At 44.1% G+C, this 15,004-nt stretch carries 14 protein-coding genes; 2 read left to right on the plus strand and 12 right to left on the minus strand.

The window, feature by feature from the left end:
• Positions 1 to 8 precede the first annotated feature (8 nt).
• The 6 genes from hslV to ku all read right to left on the minus strand — a co-directional run bounded on the left by hslV (position 9) and on the right by ku (position 7,363).
• Positions 9 to 539: an ATP-dependent protease subunit HslV gene (gene hslV / locus DESOR_RS22325; RefSeq protein ID WP_014186863.1), complete on the minus strand. Its 531-nt coding sequence runs from the start codon at positions 537 to 539 to the stop codon at positions 9 to 11.
• Positions 540 to 626: 87 nt separating this feature from the next.
• Positions 627 to 1,541 carry a tyrosine recombinase XerC gene (gene xerC / locus DESOR_RS22330; protein WP_014186864.1) on the minus strand — a complete coding sequence of 305 codons (915 nt, stop codon included), beginning with the start codon at positions 1,539 to 1,541 and terminating at the stop codon, positions 627 to 629.
• Positions 1,532 to 2,860 (minus strand): methylenetetrahydrofolate--tRNA-(uracil(54)-C(5))-methyltransferase (FADH(2)-oxidizing) TrmFO, encoded by a 1,329-nt coding sequence (gene trmFO / locus DESOR_RS22335; protein WP_042332645.1) that lies wholly within the window; start codon positions 2,858 to 2,860, stop codon positions 1,532 to 1,534. The genes xerC and trmFO overlap by 10 nt, the downstream gene beginning before the upstream one ends.
• Before the next feature lie 29 nt (positions 2,861 to 2,889).
• Complete coding sequence (gene topA / locus DESOR_RS22340; RefSeq protein WP_014186866.1) at positions 2,890 to 4,983, minus strand: type I DNA topoisomerase; 2,094 nt, start codon at positions 4,981 to 4,983, stop codon at positions 2,890 to 2,892.
• Between the two features lie 218 nt (positions 4,984 to 5,201).
• A complete protein-coding gene (gene dprA, locus DESOR_RS22345) occupies positions 5,202 to 6,326 on the minus strand; it encodes a DNA-processing protein DprA (RefSeq protein WP_014186867.1) in 1,125 nt (374 codons plus the stop codon).
• Between the two features lie 149 nt (positions 6,327 to 6,475).
• A complete protein-coding gene (gene ku / locus DESOR_RS22350) occupies positions 6,476 to 7,363 on the minus strand; it encodes a non-homologous end joining protein Ku (RefSeq protein WP_014186868.1) in 888 nt (295 codons plus the stop codon).
• A gap of 120 nt (positions 7,364 to 7,483) precedes the next feature.
• On the opposite strand from ku, the gene DESOR_RS22355 reads away from it, so the two are divergent.
• Positions 7,484 to 7,987, plus strand: a complete 504-nt coding sequence (locus tag DESOR_RS22355; protein WP_014186869.1) for a DinB family protein — start codon at positions 7,484 to 7,486, stop codon at positions 7,985 to 7,987.
• A gap of 70 nt (positions 7,988 to 8,057) precedes the next feature.
• Here DESOR_RS22355 and DESOR_RS22360 read toward each other — a convergent pair whose 3' ends face one another.
• The 3 genes from DESOR_RS22360 to DESOR_RS22370 are packed head-to-tail and all read right to left on the minus strand — an operon-like array spanning position 8,058 to position 9,942.
• Positions 8,058 to 8,426 (minus strand): VOC family protein, encoded by a 369-nt coding sequence (locus DESOR_RS22360; RefSeq protein WP_042332647.1) that lies wholly within the window; start codon positions 8,424 to 8,426, stop codon positions 8,058 to 8,060.
• Positions 8,427 to 8,449: 23 nt separating this feature from the next.
• Positions 8,450 to 9,076, minus strand: a complete 627-nt coding sequence (locus tag DESOR_RS22365; protein WP_014186871.1) for a DUF3786 domain-containing protein — start codon at positions 9,074 to 9,076, stop codon at positions 8,450 to 8,452.
• A gap of 35 nt (positions 9,077 to 9,111) precedes the next feature.
• On the minus strand, positions 9,112 to 9,942 hold the full coding sequence (locus DESOR_RS22370) for a TIM barrel protein (protein WP_014186872.1): 831 nt from the start codon (positions 9,940 to 9,942) through the stop codon (positions 9,112 to 9,114).
• 191 nt (positions 9,943 to 10,133) lie between these two features.
• Between DESOR_RS22370 and DESOR_RS22375 the strand changes: the two genes are divergently transcribed.
• Positions 10,134 to 10,322 (plus strand): small, acid-soluble spore protein, alpha/beta type, encoded by a 189-nt coding sequence (locus DESOR_RS22375; protein ID WP_014186873.1) that lies wholly within the window; start codon positions 10,134 to 10,136, stop codon positions 10,320 to 10,322.
• Between the two features lie 98 nt (positions 10,323 to 10,420).
• Here DESOR_RS22375 and DESOR_RS22380 read toward each other — a convergent pair whose 3' ends face one another.
• The 3 genes from DESOR_RS22380 to DESOR_RS22390 form a co-directional block, all read right to left on the minus strand.
• Complete coding sequence (locus DESOR_RS22380; RefSeq protein WP_014186874.1) at positions 10,421 to 10,849, minus strand: Hsp20/alpha crystallin family protein; 429 nt, start codon at positions 10,847 to 10,849, stop codon at positions 10,421 to 10,423.
• Positions 10,850 to 10,963: 114 nt separating this feature from the next.
• A complete protein-coding gene (locus DESOR_RS22385; RefSeq protein ID WP_042332649.1) occupies positions 10,964 to 13,561 on the minus strand; it encodes a PocR ligand-binding domain-containing protein in 2,598 nt (865 codons plus the stop codon).
• A 34-nt stretch (positions 13,562 to 13,595) separates the two neighbouring features.
• Positions 13,596 to 14,879, minus strand: coding sequence for a two-component system sensor histidine kinase NtrB (locus DESOR_RS22390; protein WP_242832389.1), 1,284 nt, complete (start codon positions 14,877 to 14,879; stop codon positions 13,596 to 13,598).
• Positions 14,880 to 15,004 lie beyond the last annotated feature (125 nt).

Below are 15,004 nucleotides of genomic sequence, written 5' to 3' on the forward strand. Positions count from 1 at the left end.
CACACCTCCTATAGCTCTTCGACGATAATTTGCTCATTAGTATACACGCATATTGAGGCTGCTATCATCATTGCTTCCCGTACAATTTCTGGTGTAGGCAAATTTGAGTGCTGAGCCAAGGCTCTTGCCGCGGCTAAAGCATAATTACCGCCTGAGCCAATGGCTGCTATCCCATCGTCGGGTTCAATCACTTCACCTGAGCCCGATACAATCAGTAAGTTTTGTGTATCTGCAACTAGAAGTAAAGCTTCAAGGTTCCTCAGCATTTTATCCATCCGCCATTCCTTAGCCAACTCTACGGCCGAACGCTGAAGATTGCCATGATATTCTTCGAGTTTTTGCTCAAATTTATCAAAAAGAGTAAACGCATCCGCTACGGATCCGGCAAACCCTGCAATGACCTTTCCATGATATAAGCGACGAACTTTGCGGGCCGTATGTTTCATAATGGTCGCCTGACCCATCGTGACCTGACCGTCACCCGCGATAGCTACTTGTTCCCCTTTCTTAACAGCGACAATGGTTGTGGCGTGAAACATAATCAACCCCTCCTTTCATAAAGTTTACTAGGGCACAATCAGCATGTCAAGCCGAATTGTAGGTAATTTACATTTTTTTGTGAAAACTTATCTCTTTTTCTTGATATTCCGGGCTTTAGCACGGGGATGCGCTTGGGAAAATACTTCTTTGAGACGTTCCCGGGTCAAATGGGTATAGACTTGAGTAGATGACAGCTTCTTATGCCCAAGCAGCTCCTGAACACTCCTTAAATCTGCTCCCCCATCCAATAAGTGAGTGGCAAAGGAATGACGCAGCATATGAGGATGTACATGTTGTTCTAAACTTATCTTAGCGACCAGTTTATCCAAAATACGGCGAACGGACCGTTCGGATAAGCGAGTTCCTTGATAATTGAGGAGCAGCACCGGGCTTTGATCCCCGCGCCTTGTCAGGTAGGTTTTAATAGCTTGAATAGCATAATGGGTCATGGGAACTACTCGTTCCTTTTGACCTTTCCCCATCACTCGCAGAATTCCACTGTCTATATCTATATTATCTCGATTTAAGCTTACTAATTCACTCACCCTGAGTCCCGAACCATATAGAAGCTCTAAAATCACTTTATCCCGGCAACCCAATAAATCCGACTCGTCCGGGGCATTTAGAAGCCCCCAGACTTGGTCCAAGTACAGAAAATGCGGGAGTTTTCGTCCCAATTTCGGACTGGCCACCCGCTGAACTGGATTCTCGGAAATGATTTCTTTATGACACAAAAATTTAAAAAAGGATCGCAACGCAGCCAGTTTACGGGCCATGCTTTTTCTAGCCAGCCCATGCTCCGACAAAGTACCCAAGAAGCTGCGGACAATGTAAAGGTCAATTTCCTGAACTTGGAGGAATTCGGGTTCTTGATTTAACTCCGAGGCTGCAAATCGAAAAAACTGATTAAGATCCGTTTGATAGGCAATCACTGTATGCTCCGAGCGATTTTGGGAATATTGATGCCCCACAAATAGACTTAAAGCTTCATCTATGAGCATGGCTGCCTGCTCACACCCTCTCGCCCACAAAATTCTTGTAAAGACTCTAAGGCGCGTTCCGAAATCTTGGTATTCTTTAAGCGTTTGTCTTTAATGCGCACTGCCAGAGGAGGCAATAAGCCAAAGTTAATATTCATAGGCTGAAAACTCTGACTGGGAGAACCCTCTAAATGACGGGCTAAACCTCCCAGAGTCGTTTCAGGCGGAAAGACTAAAGTACTCTGCCGCTGAAGCCTGCGCCAGGCATTAAGTCCGGCCAACAAGCCGCTGGCTGCAGATTCAACATAACCTTCTACCCCGGTCATTTGGCCGGCAAAAAAAAGATCAGGGTTATTTCTCAGGCTGAAATCTGCCTTAAGTACTTTGGGGGCATTGAGAAAGGTATTGCGATGCATTACACCGTAGCGCACAAACTCAGCCTTATCCAGACCCGGAATTAAAGAAAAGACTCGCTTCTGTTCTCCCCATTTTAAATGGGTTTGAAATCCCACCAAGTTAAATAGGGTACCAGTTTGGTTTTCTTTGCGCAGCTGTACTACAGCAAAAGACTTTTTCCCTGTTCTGGGATCCACCAGCCCTACCGGTTTCAAAGGACCAAAGGTTAAGGTCTGTGGTCCGCGCTTAGCCATAACCTCAACAGGCAGACAGCCTTCAAAAACCTTGCCCTGCTCGAACCCTTGTACATCAGCCATTTCAGCCTCAGTCAGCGCTTTATGAAACAGTTCATATTCTTCCCTGGTCATGGGACAATTCAGGTAATCCGCGTCCCCTTTATCATAGCGGGAAGCCCAAAAAGCCTTATTCAAATCAATGGATTCCAGAGTGACTATGGGGGCGGCGGCATCGTAAAAAGATAAGGCTTCCTCTCCCGTCAGCCTTTGAATAGCCTCTGCCAAACAATCTGAGGTCAAAGGGCCGCTGGCCACCACCGTTAATCCATCGGGAATTTTCTCCACTTCCTGACGATGGATGCAGACATTAGGATGTCCTGACAACCGTTTTGTGATTTCACTCGAAAACAGTTCCCGATCGACAGCTAAAGCACCGCCGGCGGGAACCGCGTTATGATCAGCCGCACTCATGATCAATGACCCCAGGCGGCGCATCTCTTCTTTTAATAAACCAACAGCATTTTCAATACCGGCTCCCCGCAGGGAATTGCTGCAAACTAGTTCGGCAAATTGATCTGTTTTGTGAGCAGGGGTGGTTTTGACCGGCCGCATTTCAAATAATTCTACTTTAACACCGCGCTCGGCCAGCTGCCAAGCAGCCTCTGAGCCCGCGAGGCCAGCTCCGATAACTGTTACTGAATGCTCCATCATTATGCTACTCTCCTGACCTTCTCGATTTAACCTTCTTCCTCAATCACGATAGTGTGACGGCATTCCCGGTTAGTGCATACATGCTTCTTCTGGCGTTTGGTGGACTTAACCACCATCAATTGCCCACACTCCGGACAAGGCTCCGGTGCCGGCATTTCCCAAGAAACAAAATCACACTCCGGATAACCTAAGCAGCCATAAAACTTTCGCCCTTTCTTAGAGCGGCGGACCACCAGAGGTTTAGAACAATTAGGACAAGGGGTACCTACTTCTTCAAAGAGAGGTTTGGTATTGCGGCATTCTGGAAAGCCCGGGCATGCTAAGAATTTACCATAGCGACCCATTTTGATGACCATATTCCGGCCGCAGTTCTCACATATTTCCTCCGAAACCTGATCCTCAATTTTAACTTTGCCGATTTTTTCTTCAGCCTCAGCCAAGGTCACGGAAAACGGCTGGTAATATTCTTCGACCACAGCTTTCCAGGGAGCTTTTCCCTCTTCAATAAGGTCCAGCTTTTCTTCCAAATTGGCTGTGAACTCCAAATTTACAATATCCGGGAAATGTTCCTTAAGCAGGGTAATGACGATATCTCCCAGTTCCGTAAGCAGGAGCTGCTTTTCTTCTTTGACCACATACCCTCTTGTTTGAATGGTTTCAATAGTCGGCGCATAGGTACTCGGTCTGCCGATACCTTCCTCTTCCATCTTGCGCACAAGAGAGGCCTCAGTGTAGCGCGGAGGGGGTTCGGTAAAATGTTGTTTTTCCTGAAGTTTAATCAGTTTAAGCTGTTCACCGGGAGACACGGATATTGTCAATGAATTCTGCTCTTCATCCTTCGCTTCCGTATCATCATTTCCTTCTTCATATATCGCCAAGAACCCCGGAAAGCGGACGGTAGAAGCATTGGCCCGGAAGAGATACTCATCAACAAGGGATTCAACGGTCAAGGTATCTACAACGGCAACACTCATCTGACTAGCCATAAAACGTTCCCAAATTAAACGGTATAAGCGCAGCTGATCTCTCGACAAGATTCCTTTTAAGGCATCCGGCGTGCGCAGGGGCAAGGTGGGGCGAATAGCTTCATGAGCCTCTTGCGCTCTGCCCTTGGTGGTGAACTGCCGAGGTTCCGGCGGATAGTAATCCCCGCCATAGTTTCCGAGAATCCATTCCTTAGCCTCAGTTTGGGCAATATCAGCAATCTTCACAGAATCTGTGCGCATATATGTAATCAAACCAACGGTACCTTCTTTGCCCAAATCCAGCCCTTCATAAAGCTGCTGAGCCAGCATCATTGTCCTCTTAGGGGAAAACCCCAGTTTGCGGTGAGCTTCCTGCTGCAAACTGCTGGTGGTAAAGGGAGGCGCAGGGAGCCTTTTCTTTTCTTTGGTACGAACATCGCTGACTTTGAATTCTTTGCCTTTTAACTCCTCTAAGACGGTCTCCATTTCTGTTCGGTTGGAAATAGAGATCTTTTTGCCGGACTTTTTAACGAGCTTTGCCAGAAACTTACCGCCGGCAAATTGAAGTTCTGCCGTTAGACTCCAGTATTCTTCAGAAACAAAGGCCCGTATCTCCTCTTCCCGGTCATCAATGAGACGAACGGCAACGGATTGAACCCGGCCGGCACTTAGGCCCTTTTTGATCTTCCTCCACAGCAGGGGGCTTAATTGATAGCCAACTAAACGATCTAAAACCCGGCGGGCTTGCTGAGCATCCACCCGATCCTGGTCGATATGGCGGGAATGCTTGATGGCCGTTTGGATAGCCTGTTTGGTAATCTCATGAAACTCGATCCTAATTTTATCCGTCTGTTCAAGCCCTAACAGATATGATAAATGCCAGGCAATAGCTTCTCCCTCGCGATCAGGGTCTGAGGCTAAGAATACCCGGTCTGCACTTTTAGCTGCAGCGCGTAATTCCTTAATCAAATCTCCCCGTCCGCGAATAGCAATATATTTCGGTTCAAAATCATTTTCTAAATCGACCCCCATTTGACTTTTGGGCAAGTCACGCAAATGCCCCATCGAGGCTTTAACCGTATACCGGCTTCCTAAAAATTTGCTGATGGATTTTGCTTTAGCTGGAGACTCAACAATTACAAGCGTTTTTGACATTATTTCACCTCAATAAAACATAGAAAACTCAAAAAATAACTCTTATCTCGAGGCTGAATTCTAAGGTTATGAACATCTATTCTCTAGATATGAGAGTTAAGCTTCTGCTTCCTCTATTACACTTATATCCAAATTCATGGGTTCTCAGTACAGTCAATATGATTCTATTGCGTATTAGAAAACTTAAGCCCTATCTTAACCTCTTTTTCGTAGTATGTCTAGGGTTCTCGCGCTAATACATAATGTTGACCGGGCAATTGAAGAACTTTTCCACTTAGTTGCAGCTCTAATAAGGCTAAGGAAATATCCGCCGAAGACTTATTAGAGTTCATAATAATTTGGTCAATATGCATGGGTATATCACTAAGCTGCCCCAGAATAGACTCATGTTCCCCCTTTGAATCCCCACACTCTTTAGTTCTGGCGTGGACGGCTGGGCGAAATTGAGACAATCGCCCCTTATACTGGGTCCAGACAGGCAACTCACTGCAGATATCTTCGATTCCCGCCACTAATTTTGCTCCTTGACGCAGCAATTGGTGGGTACCCCTGCTTGCCTCACTGAAAATTGGTCCTGGAACAGCAAATACTTCTCTGCCTTGCTCTAAAGCGAAATCCACAGTAATTAAAGCACCGCTTCTCTCAGCAGCTTCTACAACCACAATCCCTCGTGAGCAGCCGCTAATAAGCCGGTTGCGAGCAGGAAAATGAGCTGCCTGGGGGGGAGACCCCGGTGGGTATTCCGTTATTAAGGCACCTGTTTTCACAATTTCTTCTGCCAAACCCTTATTTTCCTTGGGGTACACCATATCCAGACCACAACCAAGAACAGCCCAGGTAATTCCTCCTGCTTCCAGGGCACCTTGATGAGCAGCCGTGTCAATTCCTCGTGCCAGACCGCTGATAATGACAGCTCCTTTCTCTGAGGCATCCCGGGCGAGCATTTTAGCAACGGCTTTGCCGTAGGCCGTTGCCTTCCGAGAACCAACAATCCCCAAGCCCTCGGCATCCCTACGCAATTGCCCCTGATAATAAAGCAAAGGCGGGGCAGCGGACAATTCAGCCAATAAAGCAGGATAGTCTCGTTCCTCGGGAATAATCATCCGGAATCCTTGTTGGTTCAGAATGTCTCCTATCCGTTTTGGCTCAATAAAATGCCTGGCCTTCTCCACTTCTCTGATCCATGGCTCCTGATTCTCCCAAGGCCAATATTGGCTGGCTGAAGCTTCCCATGCTTTAACTGCACTGCCGAAGCAGGCGATTAACAATCTTAATCTCTGACTTCCCACGCCTTTAATCGTACGAAAGGCTGCTCTGACGATTTTTTCTTCTTCCAGACCCATAACCTGCGCCCCCTTGCCCTCCTTTTCGGGATAAACAAGCTTTTCTCCTGCGCAGAATAATGTCGTTTTGCCAAGATTTATGCCAAATAGTAACCAGCTTTGTCGGACAGGCACGTAACTATCTGCCATTGTTTTGGTTTTTTCTATGCCTATGCTTCCTTAGCACGGCGAGGGGCCCGTTTTCGGGGAGTCAAAGTGGATTTTGGTTTATCTGTGGGATTGCCTCCAGACCCAGCCTCTAAAACCTGAGTTTGGCCGGAACTCATTGAATCTTTCTCATTTTCCGTTAACGCAATACTTGCCCGCAAAGCTTCCATAAGGTCGACCACTTTTCCACCTTTGACCGGAGCCTCTGCGGTATACGTTTCCCCGGCAATTTTGCTTTCAATGAGACGGGTAGTTTGTTCATATAATTCATCATGATATTTTTCAGGTTCAAAAGGACGGGCCAAATTATCAATTAGTTGACGAGCCATGGTCAGCTCCACCTCCGTTGGGTCAACCCGGTCCCAAGCTACATCCATGTGTCGGATCTCTTTAGGGTAATACATTGTTTCCATAACCAAACATTTATCAAAAACCCTCAGACAGGCTAAATGCTGCTTAGAACGCATAGTAACCCGTGCCAAAGCCACTTTACCGCTTTCCTCCATAGATTGGGTCAACAAGCGATAGGCTTTTAAGGCCGTTTCCTCAGGGGAAAGATAGTAGGATTTTTGATAATAAATCGGATCAATTTCTGACAGATTAATAAAATCCAATATATCAATGGAACGACTCATTGGCTGCTCCAAGGATGCTATGTCCTCATCACTTAAAACCACATAACGGTCTTTTTCATATTCATAGCCTTTCACCAAATCATCCATACCCAGCTCAATATCGCAAGTTGGGCATTTCTTAACCGAACGGATTCGGTGTTTGCACTCTTTATGCAAGTAGTTAAACTGAAAATCCCGGCTATCGGTAGCCGCATGCATTTTTACGGGTACATTAACTAAACCAAAACTAATGGATCCTTTCCACAACGTATGCATTGAACATTCCTCCTCGGTTTATTGTGATCTGCAAAGGATTGATTAATTCATTGAGCTTGTTGACCTTTATAATCCATGACTGGTAATATTAAGGTAAAAACCTTGTTAGGAGGAGAAATTATGTTTACATCTTTGCAGGCATTTCTGCAATGCTGGGAAACGGAATCGGAATCAACCCTAAAAATTTTGAATGCTTTAAGCGATGATTCCTTAAAGCAGGCCGTATCGGAGGATGATCGTACTTTAGGACGTATTGCCTGGCACATCACAGCAACCATTCCTGAGATGATAGCCAAGACGGGTCTGAGTATGCAAAGCATTGACGAAGAAGCTCCCGTTCCCAGTAAAGCAAGCACAATCGCCGATTCTTATCAGGCAATCAGTCAAACCCTTAGGGAAGAGGTTAAAAAGCAGTGGACTGATCAAACTCTTCTGGAAAAACGGGATATGTACGGGGAATCATGGACTATTGGCACTACCTTAACCGTTCTTATTCATCATCAAATTCACCACCGGGGCCAAATGACGGTACTTATGCGGCAGGCGGGGCTTAAAGTTCCCGGCATAATGGGACCCTCCAGAGAAGAGTGGGGGCAATTCGGCATGGAGCCTCCTGCCCTTTGATAAATAACAGACCCCCTAAGGCTGATTAAACATCGGCTTTAGGGGGCCTGTTATTTGTTTAATTTTTAGTTTAAAGATAGTTTACCAGCTCGATAAGATTGCCGTCCGGATCATAAAGATAGACAGAAAGAATATTCCCGCAGGCTCCGGCCCTCTTTACCGGTCCGGCGGCAATGGCCAGACCTCTCCGGGTTAATTTTTTGATAACGTCCCCTAGAGGAACCTCAGTTATAAAACATAAGTCAGCTGCCCCTGGGGTTGGCTTTCGTGCCTTTGGTTCAAACTCCTTGCCTAATTCATGGAGATTAATTTTCTGATCTCCGAAAGCTAAGGCCTTGCGCCCTTCCCCAAAGAAAACTATGTCCATTCCTAAGACTTGGGAGTAGAACTCACAACTGGAATCCACATCTCTCACAGTCAGGACAAGATGATCGATCATCTTAACCTTGATAGTCTCACTGCTCACCGCAGGCTCACAACTTGATCCAGAGCGGCCTTAATGCCCTTAAACCCAAAAACCACAGTACTGGCTAAAACTGCAAAATCTTCCGTCGGTAATATTGCCGAAGCTGAGGCATCGAATAAAATATTTCCTGAAGCCGGAAACTCATCGTCCGCTCTCCAAAGAATCAAGGAAAGAGGAACCCGGGAAAATACCTTATAAGTAATTCCCACATCTCCCAGCCCGTTGGAATATCCTCCTAAATGAGACGCAACTTTGAGAAGACTGTCCGGATCTGAGCCAAAAATCCGAACCAGTGGATCAATAGCTCGTCCAGTGAAGGGTTTGATATAAATAGAGCCTCCCGGCAGCTCTTTATAGGAAATGAGCTGCCCAACTTCTTGAATGTCACTCAGATTGGTGACATAGTGAAGGATTAGTATTTGTGTAGGGACAGGCAGTTCCCTGGCTGAAGGCTGCAAAGGCTCAAAGCTGCCGCTGGGGTAATTCAGCAAATATGACTGTCCTAAAAATTCCAGCTGCAAAGCGTTATTTTTCAGCGTATACCCTGAACAGCTTGCCATTTCTTCTAAGGAGCAAGCCCGAAATTTTTTCAGTGCAAGCTCATGAGCAGCAGAATAATTCATAATCTCTCCTCCCAATCTTCTCCTCTCGGAATCAATTAACCCAGGGCTCGATAGGTTTGCTGCAGAAACAGTGCATCCTCTTCTAAGACAGGACTTTCAGAAATCGCCAAACCTTCCACGCCATAACTGCGGCATGCTCTGAGTAAGTCTTCATAACGAAAGTCGGATTCTTTCAGGGCCAGATGGCGTTTCTCTCCTTTTATTCCATACTCAATCCCGGAAATATGAAAATGCACATTGCTAACCCAGCGTTCCCCCAATTCTTCAGCCGTTATATCCAAGATCTCACAAAACTCGTCATAGGTGTTGTACCTGCCGTTTGTCCGGGCGTGGAGATGCCCGAAGTCAATACAAGGCAATACCCCAGGAATCTCTTTGGCAATTTGAATGGTTTCGGCAAGATCTCCCAGCTGAGTTCCTTTGCCTGTTGTCTCCGGCCGCAGGATAACATCATTTCCTTCGGCATCCAAAGTCTCCCGGACAAGGGAGAGTTCTTTGATGACACGCTTAAGAACTACCTCATCAGAATCATCGTGTTTGAAGGCAGGATGAAAAACAACGCTCCGCACACCAATGATCTGGCCGATTCGTGAGGTCTGTATTATTCGATCCCGGCTGGCTGAGATTTTGTCCGGTTCACGGGAGTTTAAATTTATATAGTAAGGGGCATGACAACTCAAAGCGATGTTCTCTACTTTAGCAACTGCTCCAACTTTTTTTGCTTTTTCTTCGCCCATACGAACACCTTGAACAAACTCTAATTCCATGGCCTCAAGATTTAGCTCGCGAACACGTCTTACCCCTCCTTCACTGGATCGATCCTTAGCGGAAAGCGGGACACCGGCTGTTCCAAATAATAACGGCAAATAATTCACTCCATTGCTATTTTTTATACATTATATCCTTATTCTTCTAAAAAGCCAATGAACTGTTGTTTATTGGCTGCCTTTCCATTAATAATCACAAACACTTTACATACTGTTCTGTAAAAATAGCTATACTAATAACACTTTCATCATAGTTGTGCTGAAAGAAACTCTTGTAAAGGAGGTTCCTTATGTCAAGAAAACGGAGCAGCATTATGTCTGATGCCTTAAAAGAACAGATTTCTCAAGAATTAGGTTTTGCAGGAACCCTTCATAAAGAAGGATTTGGAGGAGTTTCTTCAAGAGACTGTGGTAATATGGTAAAACGAGCTATTGAAATGGCCGAACGAAATCTGCCAGGAAACAATAAGACCTATTAAATAAGCCATATTTTTCAAAAAAATCTTTGAAGGGGCTGTTCGAAAACTTGTATAGTTTTCCCACAGCCCCTGTTATTGGTTTCCTAAATAAAAATAAATTAGTGGAAATCTACATCTATTCGACGAGCAGCCGGATGAGGGTCTTTTAAAAAGCTAAGTTTTAAGAGACCGTTTTTGTAACTTGCCTGGGCTCCATCAGTTTTAACCATTGCCGGCAGTGTTAAGGCTCGAGAAAATTTGCCACAATAACGCTCAGAGTGATGGGAAACCCATTCTTCCTCATCAAAGGTGGTCTTCCTGATTTCTCCCTGGATTAATAATCTATTTTCATCTAACGTAATGCTTAAATCCTCAGCCTTTTCGATACCCGGTATTTCTGCCGTAACCAGAACCTTATTCTGGGTTTCTTCGATATCCACCCGATACCACCTATCTGAAGCAGTTTCCCTTTCAGGCCTCATAAGCCTGTCCATTTCGTTCCAGAAGGGTTCAAACATACGATAAGGCTCCCTGGGAATTAAAGACATGCTATCACCTCTCCGTTGATTTTTAGTTGTTTAGCCAGCCAATACTGACATTGTCCCCAATAGCAAAAAAAGCTATCCAAAGAATCGGTCTTTACTTTGGTTAGCTTTTTCAATTTAAGAATGCCGTTTCTCTGAGAGCTTTTGTATAAATAATCCGGCAATACTAGGATCGAACTGAGTACCGGAATTCCTCCTGATTTCCTCCATAGCTTGTTCTTCTGTCAAAGAAACCCGGTAAGGACGCTCACTGATCATAGCATCATAGCTGTCGGCCAGAGCAATAATCCTTGATATTAATGGAATAGCTTCTCCTTTGATACCTTTAGGATAGCCTTTGCCATCCCATCGTTCATGATGAGCTAAGATACAGTCGGCCAATTCCACCATTTCATAGGACGAGTTCAAAATTCTGTACCCTATCTCGGGATGCTTCTTTAAATCTTCCCACTCACTGTCGGTAAGCTTTCCAGGCTTGTTGAGAATATCTTCGGCAATAGCAATTTTTCCGATATCATGAAGTAAGCCAACAAGTCTGAGTCGGCTAATTTCAATTTCAGAGAAACCTATCGCCCTTCCTATATCCTGACAAATTTGACTTACTCGTTTGGAGTGTTGTTCCTCTCTAGGGTTTTTTTCGTGTAATGTGTTAATAATTGTCTTTACTGCATTGCCCCTCATTCCTTCATTTTCAATGACTTTATGCTTGTACATGATATCCTCAGCACTTTTTAAAACCTTTAAGATACTCTCACCGGGGACCCTCTTGGTATCCCAGCCAAAGGATATGCTCATGCGAATGGCATTAATCAGTACACTTCCATAGTTTTCTCGAATTTGGGTTACAACTTTTTCTGCTTCCTCTGAAGTCGTCTTGGGCAGCAGAATAAGAAATTCGTCTCCCCCCCAGCGAGCAACAATGTCATCTTTTCGGCAAGCACTTTGTATTGCTTTTGCTGCTTCTTGCAAAAGTTGATCCCCGACATCGTGGCCAAAGGCATCATTGATAATCTTCAGACCATTGACATCTCCAATAATAATCGAGATGGGAATATTTTGTTCGCTATCCAAGCGTTTAATTTCTTCTTCATAAAACCTTCTATTATAGAGCTCTGTCAAAGGATCGTGATAGCTCAAAAAACGATTTTCATCCTCTCTCATTTTGCGATCCGTGATATCTCTAATAATGCTTAAGAGAACTCGTCTTTCCCCCAAAGTAGTTCCTTGGGAACTAACTTCCACATTGATGGGGGTCCCATCTTTCAGATAATGAACTGTATCAAAAAGAGCTCCTTCCGTATCAGCCAAATTCATTTGCTCTGCAATCACAGATGTTTCACTGCACTTTCGCAAGTCAAAGATTGTCATTGACAAGAGTTCATCATAAGTATAGCCATAGATCTCAACAGCAGCATTGTTGGCTTCAAGAATATGCCCTTTTTGGTCACTGAAAAGCATGGCGTCTTTAGCGTTTTCAGCCAAAACCTGATATTTGTGAAGCCGTTCGTGGAGTTTTTTTAATTCGGTTATATCCACACCTATGCCCGCAAAATATGGTTTATCATCAATTATGACTTTACTGGCTGTGAACAGCATAGGAATTTTTGTACCGTCCTTCTTCTGGAGATCAGCTTCAGCGTTGCCGTAACCCGTCTTATCAACCATTGCAATCCCTTCTAAAACGGCTTTTTGGCTTGCTTCATCCCCTTTATACCAGTCCAGCAAATTCATTTGCGCCAATTCCTCAGCGCTATAGCCCGTCATTTCCTCGTGTTTTTTATTCCACCTTACTAATTTGCTATTATCGTCATAGAGATAAATCATCCCATGGGCACTATTAAATAAGGCATCTGTAAAGACTCTTTCCTTACTTAATTCATTTTCGGCCCGGATCCTTTCAATTATCTCTTCTTCCAAGATACTGTTCAGGTCCTGAAGCTGAATGGTTCGTTCAATAACCTTACTTTCTAATTCTTCATTAAGCACTTTTACTTCTTCTTCGGCCTTTTGACGTTTGACAATCTCTTCTTCGAGGATGGCGTTGATTTCTTCAAGTTCTGCATTGGTCTCTTCCAGTTGGATAGTCCTTACCTTAATTCTCTGTTCAAGGTCTTTATTCAAATTGATGATTTCTATTTCCTTAAGAATTTTTTCATCAACTTTTTCCTTTAACAAATTATTTCGTAAAGCGTTCTTTGCAAGTTGTTGTACCTTAAAGTACAGGTAATTACAGATATTTTCAAATTGTTCACGAGTCATCCTTTTAGCCTTCATTAATTCCCGTTGATAAACTTCCGGGTCCATACCAATTAAGTCGGCATACTGGAATTCATCCCTTCTATAGTCTTCGTCCAGGACTTGCCCTACCAGCCAATTGGCGATGTGCTCTCCTGCAACGATAATACTTGCTCCCCCGTCAAGAAACCCCCCGCTCATGCAGCGCTGAATATTGGGCCCCTTTTTGTTGGGACCGCCAATGATTGAATCTGAAATCAGACAATTCTTGCGCCCGATTTCGGTTTTCCTAATTTCAGTGCACAAACTGCAGAACCCACTTGGCTTAGTGATCGGCGTTCCATCAGGCTGAGTAATCATTGAAGCCACACCCGTCGCAGCAGAAAATAAATCCTGTAGCGTTTGCATTTCCTCCAAATCAAAAAGTTCCTCAAAGGAATACGTTCTTTTTGGGTTATCATCGATCAACTTTCTGCTCATCCTCTTCACCTTACCTCTAATCTCATAACCATGGTCAATCATAATCTTCTCTTTGCAAAAGACCTGGCTTTCTGTGTTGCTCTGCGGCCGGCGGTATGTTAAATCTGACTCGGATATTCGTTCCCAAAGGGTTGCTTTCGATAGTTATGTCTGCATTATGGCGAATAACGATACTTTGGCAAATTACGAGTCCTAAGCCAATCCTATTTTTTTTCGTTGTTAAAAAAGGGGTTCCCAACTGATTAATAATATCTGTATTAATGCCTGATCCATTATCTCTGATTATAAGCGACAGAGCATTAACATCCCTGCAAGTCCTGATAGAGACCTGGCCTCCTTTATCAAGGGACTCCAAAGCATTGTTGATGAGGTTTCTGATCAACTTTTGTATTTCAAACTCATCTAAAAGTATCTCCGGAAGCTCTTCCAGATGGATATCTAATGTTTTTCCCTGGGCCATGGCTATGGTTTGCAGAGCTGGTGACATCCCAATTATTATTTGATTTAAATTTTTAATTTCCAAATTCATACATCTATTAGGATCCGTTAATATCAATTCACTGATAACAAAATTGGCATGGTTCAGTTCTTCAAGCATAAAACCGGCATTTTCCAAAAATTGTTCCGGGCTAATCACACCATCCTCCGCAAGTTGGAGAAACCCATGCACACCGGAAATTGTATTTCTAATTTCGTGAGCGAGACCGGCCGCTACCTTGCCGATAACCTTAATACTTTCATTCTTTAATGCCTCAGCCTCCCCTTGCCTGCGCCGGGATATGTCCTGAACACAACTTAATAATATGGTTTCAAAGCGAAAGGATCGTACTTCGACAGGAAAGCGCTCTCCGTTCTTTCGGACATGTTCCGTTTCGAAGACGATTCCGTTGTGATAGGCTTCATGTATTTGTTGCTTGATTAAACCTCTGGTTTCTGCTGTTCTAAGATCTCGGACTTTCATGGTATTCAGCTCTTCTCGAGTGAAACCATAGGCTGCTAAGGCTGCTTTATTCCCTTCAAGGATGTTTCCCTGCAAATCAATTAATAAAAAAATATCCGGTGAATTTTCAAAAAGCAGGCAATATTTTTTTAGAATATAACGTCTTCTTGCTCCCTCAAACTTGATACAGCCTTGATTTAGTGAATTTGGATACACTCTGCAGTCTTCTTTACAAGTAATATTTTTTCCTGAGGATACCCTTCCGTTAAGAACCGAACTTTCATTGACTTGGATTAACGCTAAACTTGGTTTAGAAAGGTTAGTTGTACTAAAGGGGATTTCGTTCTTCCAATCATCGAACATGGTATTTTCCATCATAAAATTACCTATACATTTTTCTCCCACAATAATCATCCCTTTCTTTTTTACTCAACCGAAAATCCTGTCAATTCATGGTATTCTTTACGAATTCTATTTTTTTGAATTAATTATCAGTTTGCCTT

Source organism: Desulfosporosinus orientis DSM 765, from assembly GCF_000235605.1.
In the GTDB taxonomy this organism is placed as follows: Bacteria; Bacillota; Desulfitobacteriia; order Desulfitobacteriales; family Desulfitobacteriaceae; genus Desulfosporosinus; species Desulfosporosinus orientis.

What these genes read in the sequence shown, in the direction of transcription:
- hslV (WP_014186863.1), bottom strand. Translation starts at nt 539, where the DNA reads ATGTTTCACGCCACAACCATTGTCGCTGTTAAGAAAGGGGAACAAGTA.
- xerC (WP_014186864.1), bottom strand. Translation starts at nt 1,541, where the DNA reads ATGCTCATAGATGAAGCTTTAAGTCTATTTGTGGGGCATCAATATTCC.
- DESOR_RS22380 (WP_014186874.1), bottom strand. Translation starts at nt 10,849, where the DNA reads ATGTCTTTAATTCCCAGGGAGCCTTATCGTATGTTTGAACCCTTCTGG.
- DESOR_RS22365 (WP_014186871.1), bottom strand. Translation starts at nt 9,076, where the DNA reads ATGAATTATTCTGCTGCTCATGAGCTTGCACTGAAAAAATTTCGGGCT.
- trmFO (WP_042332645.1), bottom strand. Translation starts at nt 2,860, where the DNA reads ATGGAGCATTCAGTAACAGTTATCGGAGCTGGCCTCGCGGGCTCAGAG.
- DESOR_RS22385 (WP_042332649.1), bottom strand. Translation starts at nt 13,561, where the DNA reads ATGAGCAGAAAGTTGATCGATGATAACCCAAAAAGAACGTATTCCTTT.
- DESOR_RS22375 (WP_014186873.1), top strand. Translation starts at nt 10,134, where the DNA reads ATGTCAAGAAAACGGAGCAGCATTATGTCTGATGCCTTAAAAGAACAG.
- ku (WP_014186868.1), bottom strand. Translation starts at nt 7,363, where the DNA reads ATGCATACGTTGTGGAAAGGATCCATTAGTTTTGGTTTAGTTAATGTA.
- topA (WP_014186866.1), bottom strand. Translation starts at nt 4,983, where the DNA reads ATGTCAAAAACGCTTGTAATTGTTGAGTCTCCAGCTAAAGCAAAATCC.
- dprA (WP_014186867.1), bottom strand. Translation starts at nt 6,326, where the DNA reads ATGGGTCTGGAAGAAGAAAAAATCGTCAGAGCAGCCTTTCGTACGATT.
- DESOR_RS22355 (WP_014186869.1), top strand. Translation starts at nt 7,484, where the DNA reads ATGTTTACATCTTTGCAGGCATTTCTGCAATGCTGGGAAACGGAATCG.
- DESOR_RS22360 (WP_042332647.1), bottom strand. Translation starts at nt 8,426, where the DNA reads ATGATCGATCATCTTGTCCTGACTGTGAGAGATGTGGATTCCAGTTGT.
- DESOR_RS22390 (WP_242832389.1), bottom strand. Translation starts at nt 14,879, where the DNA reads ATGATGGAAAATACCATGTTCGATGATTGGAAGAACGAAATCCCCTTT.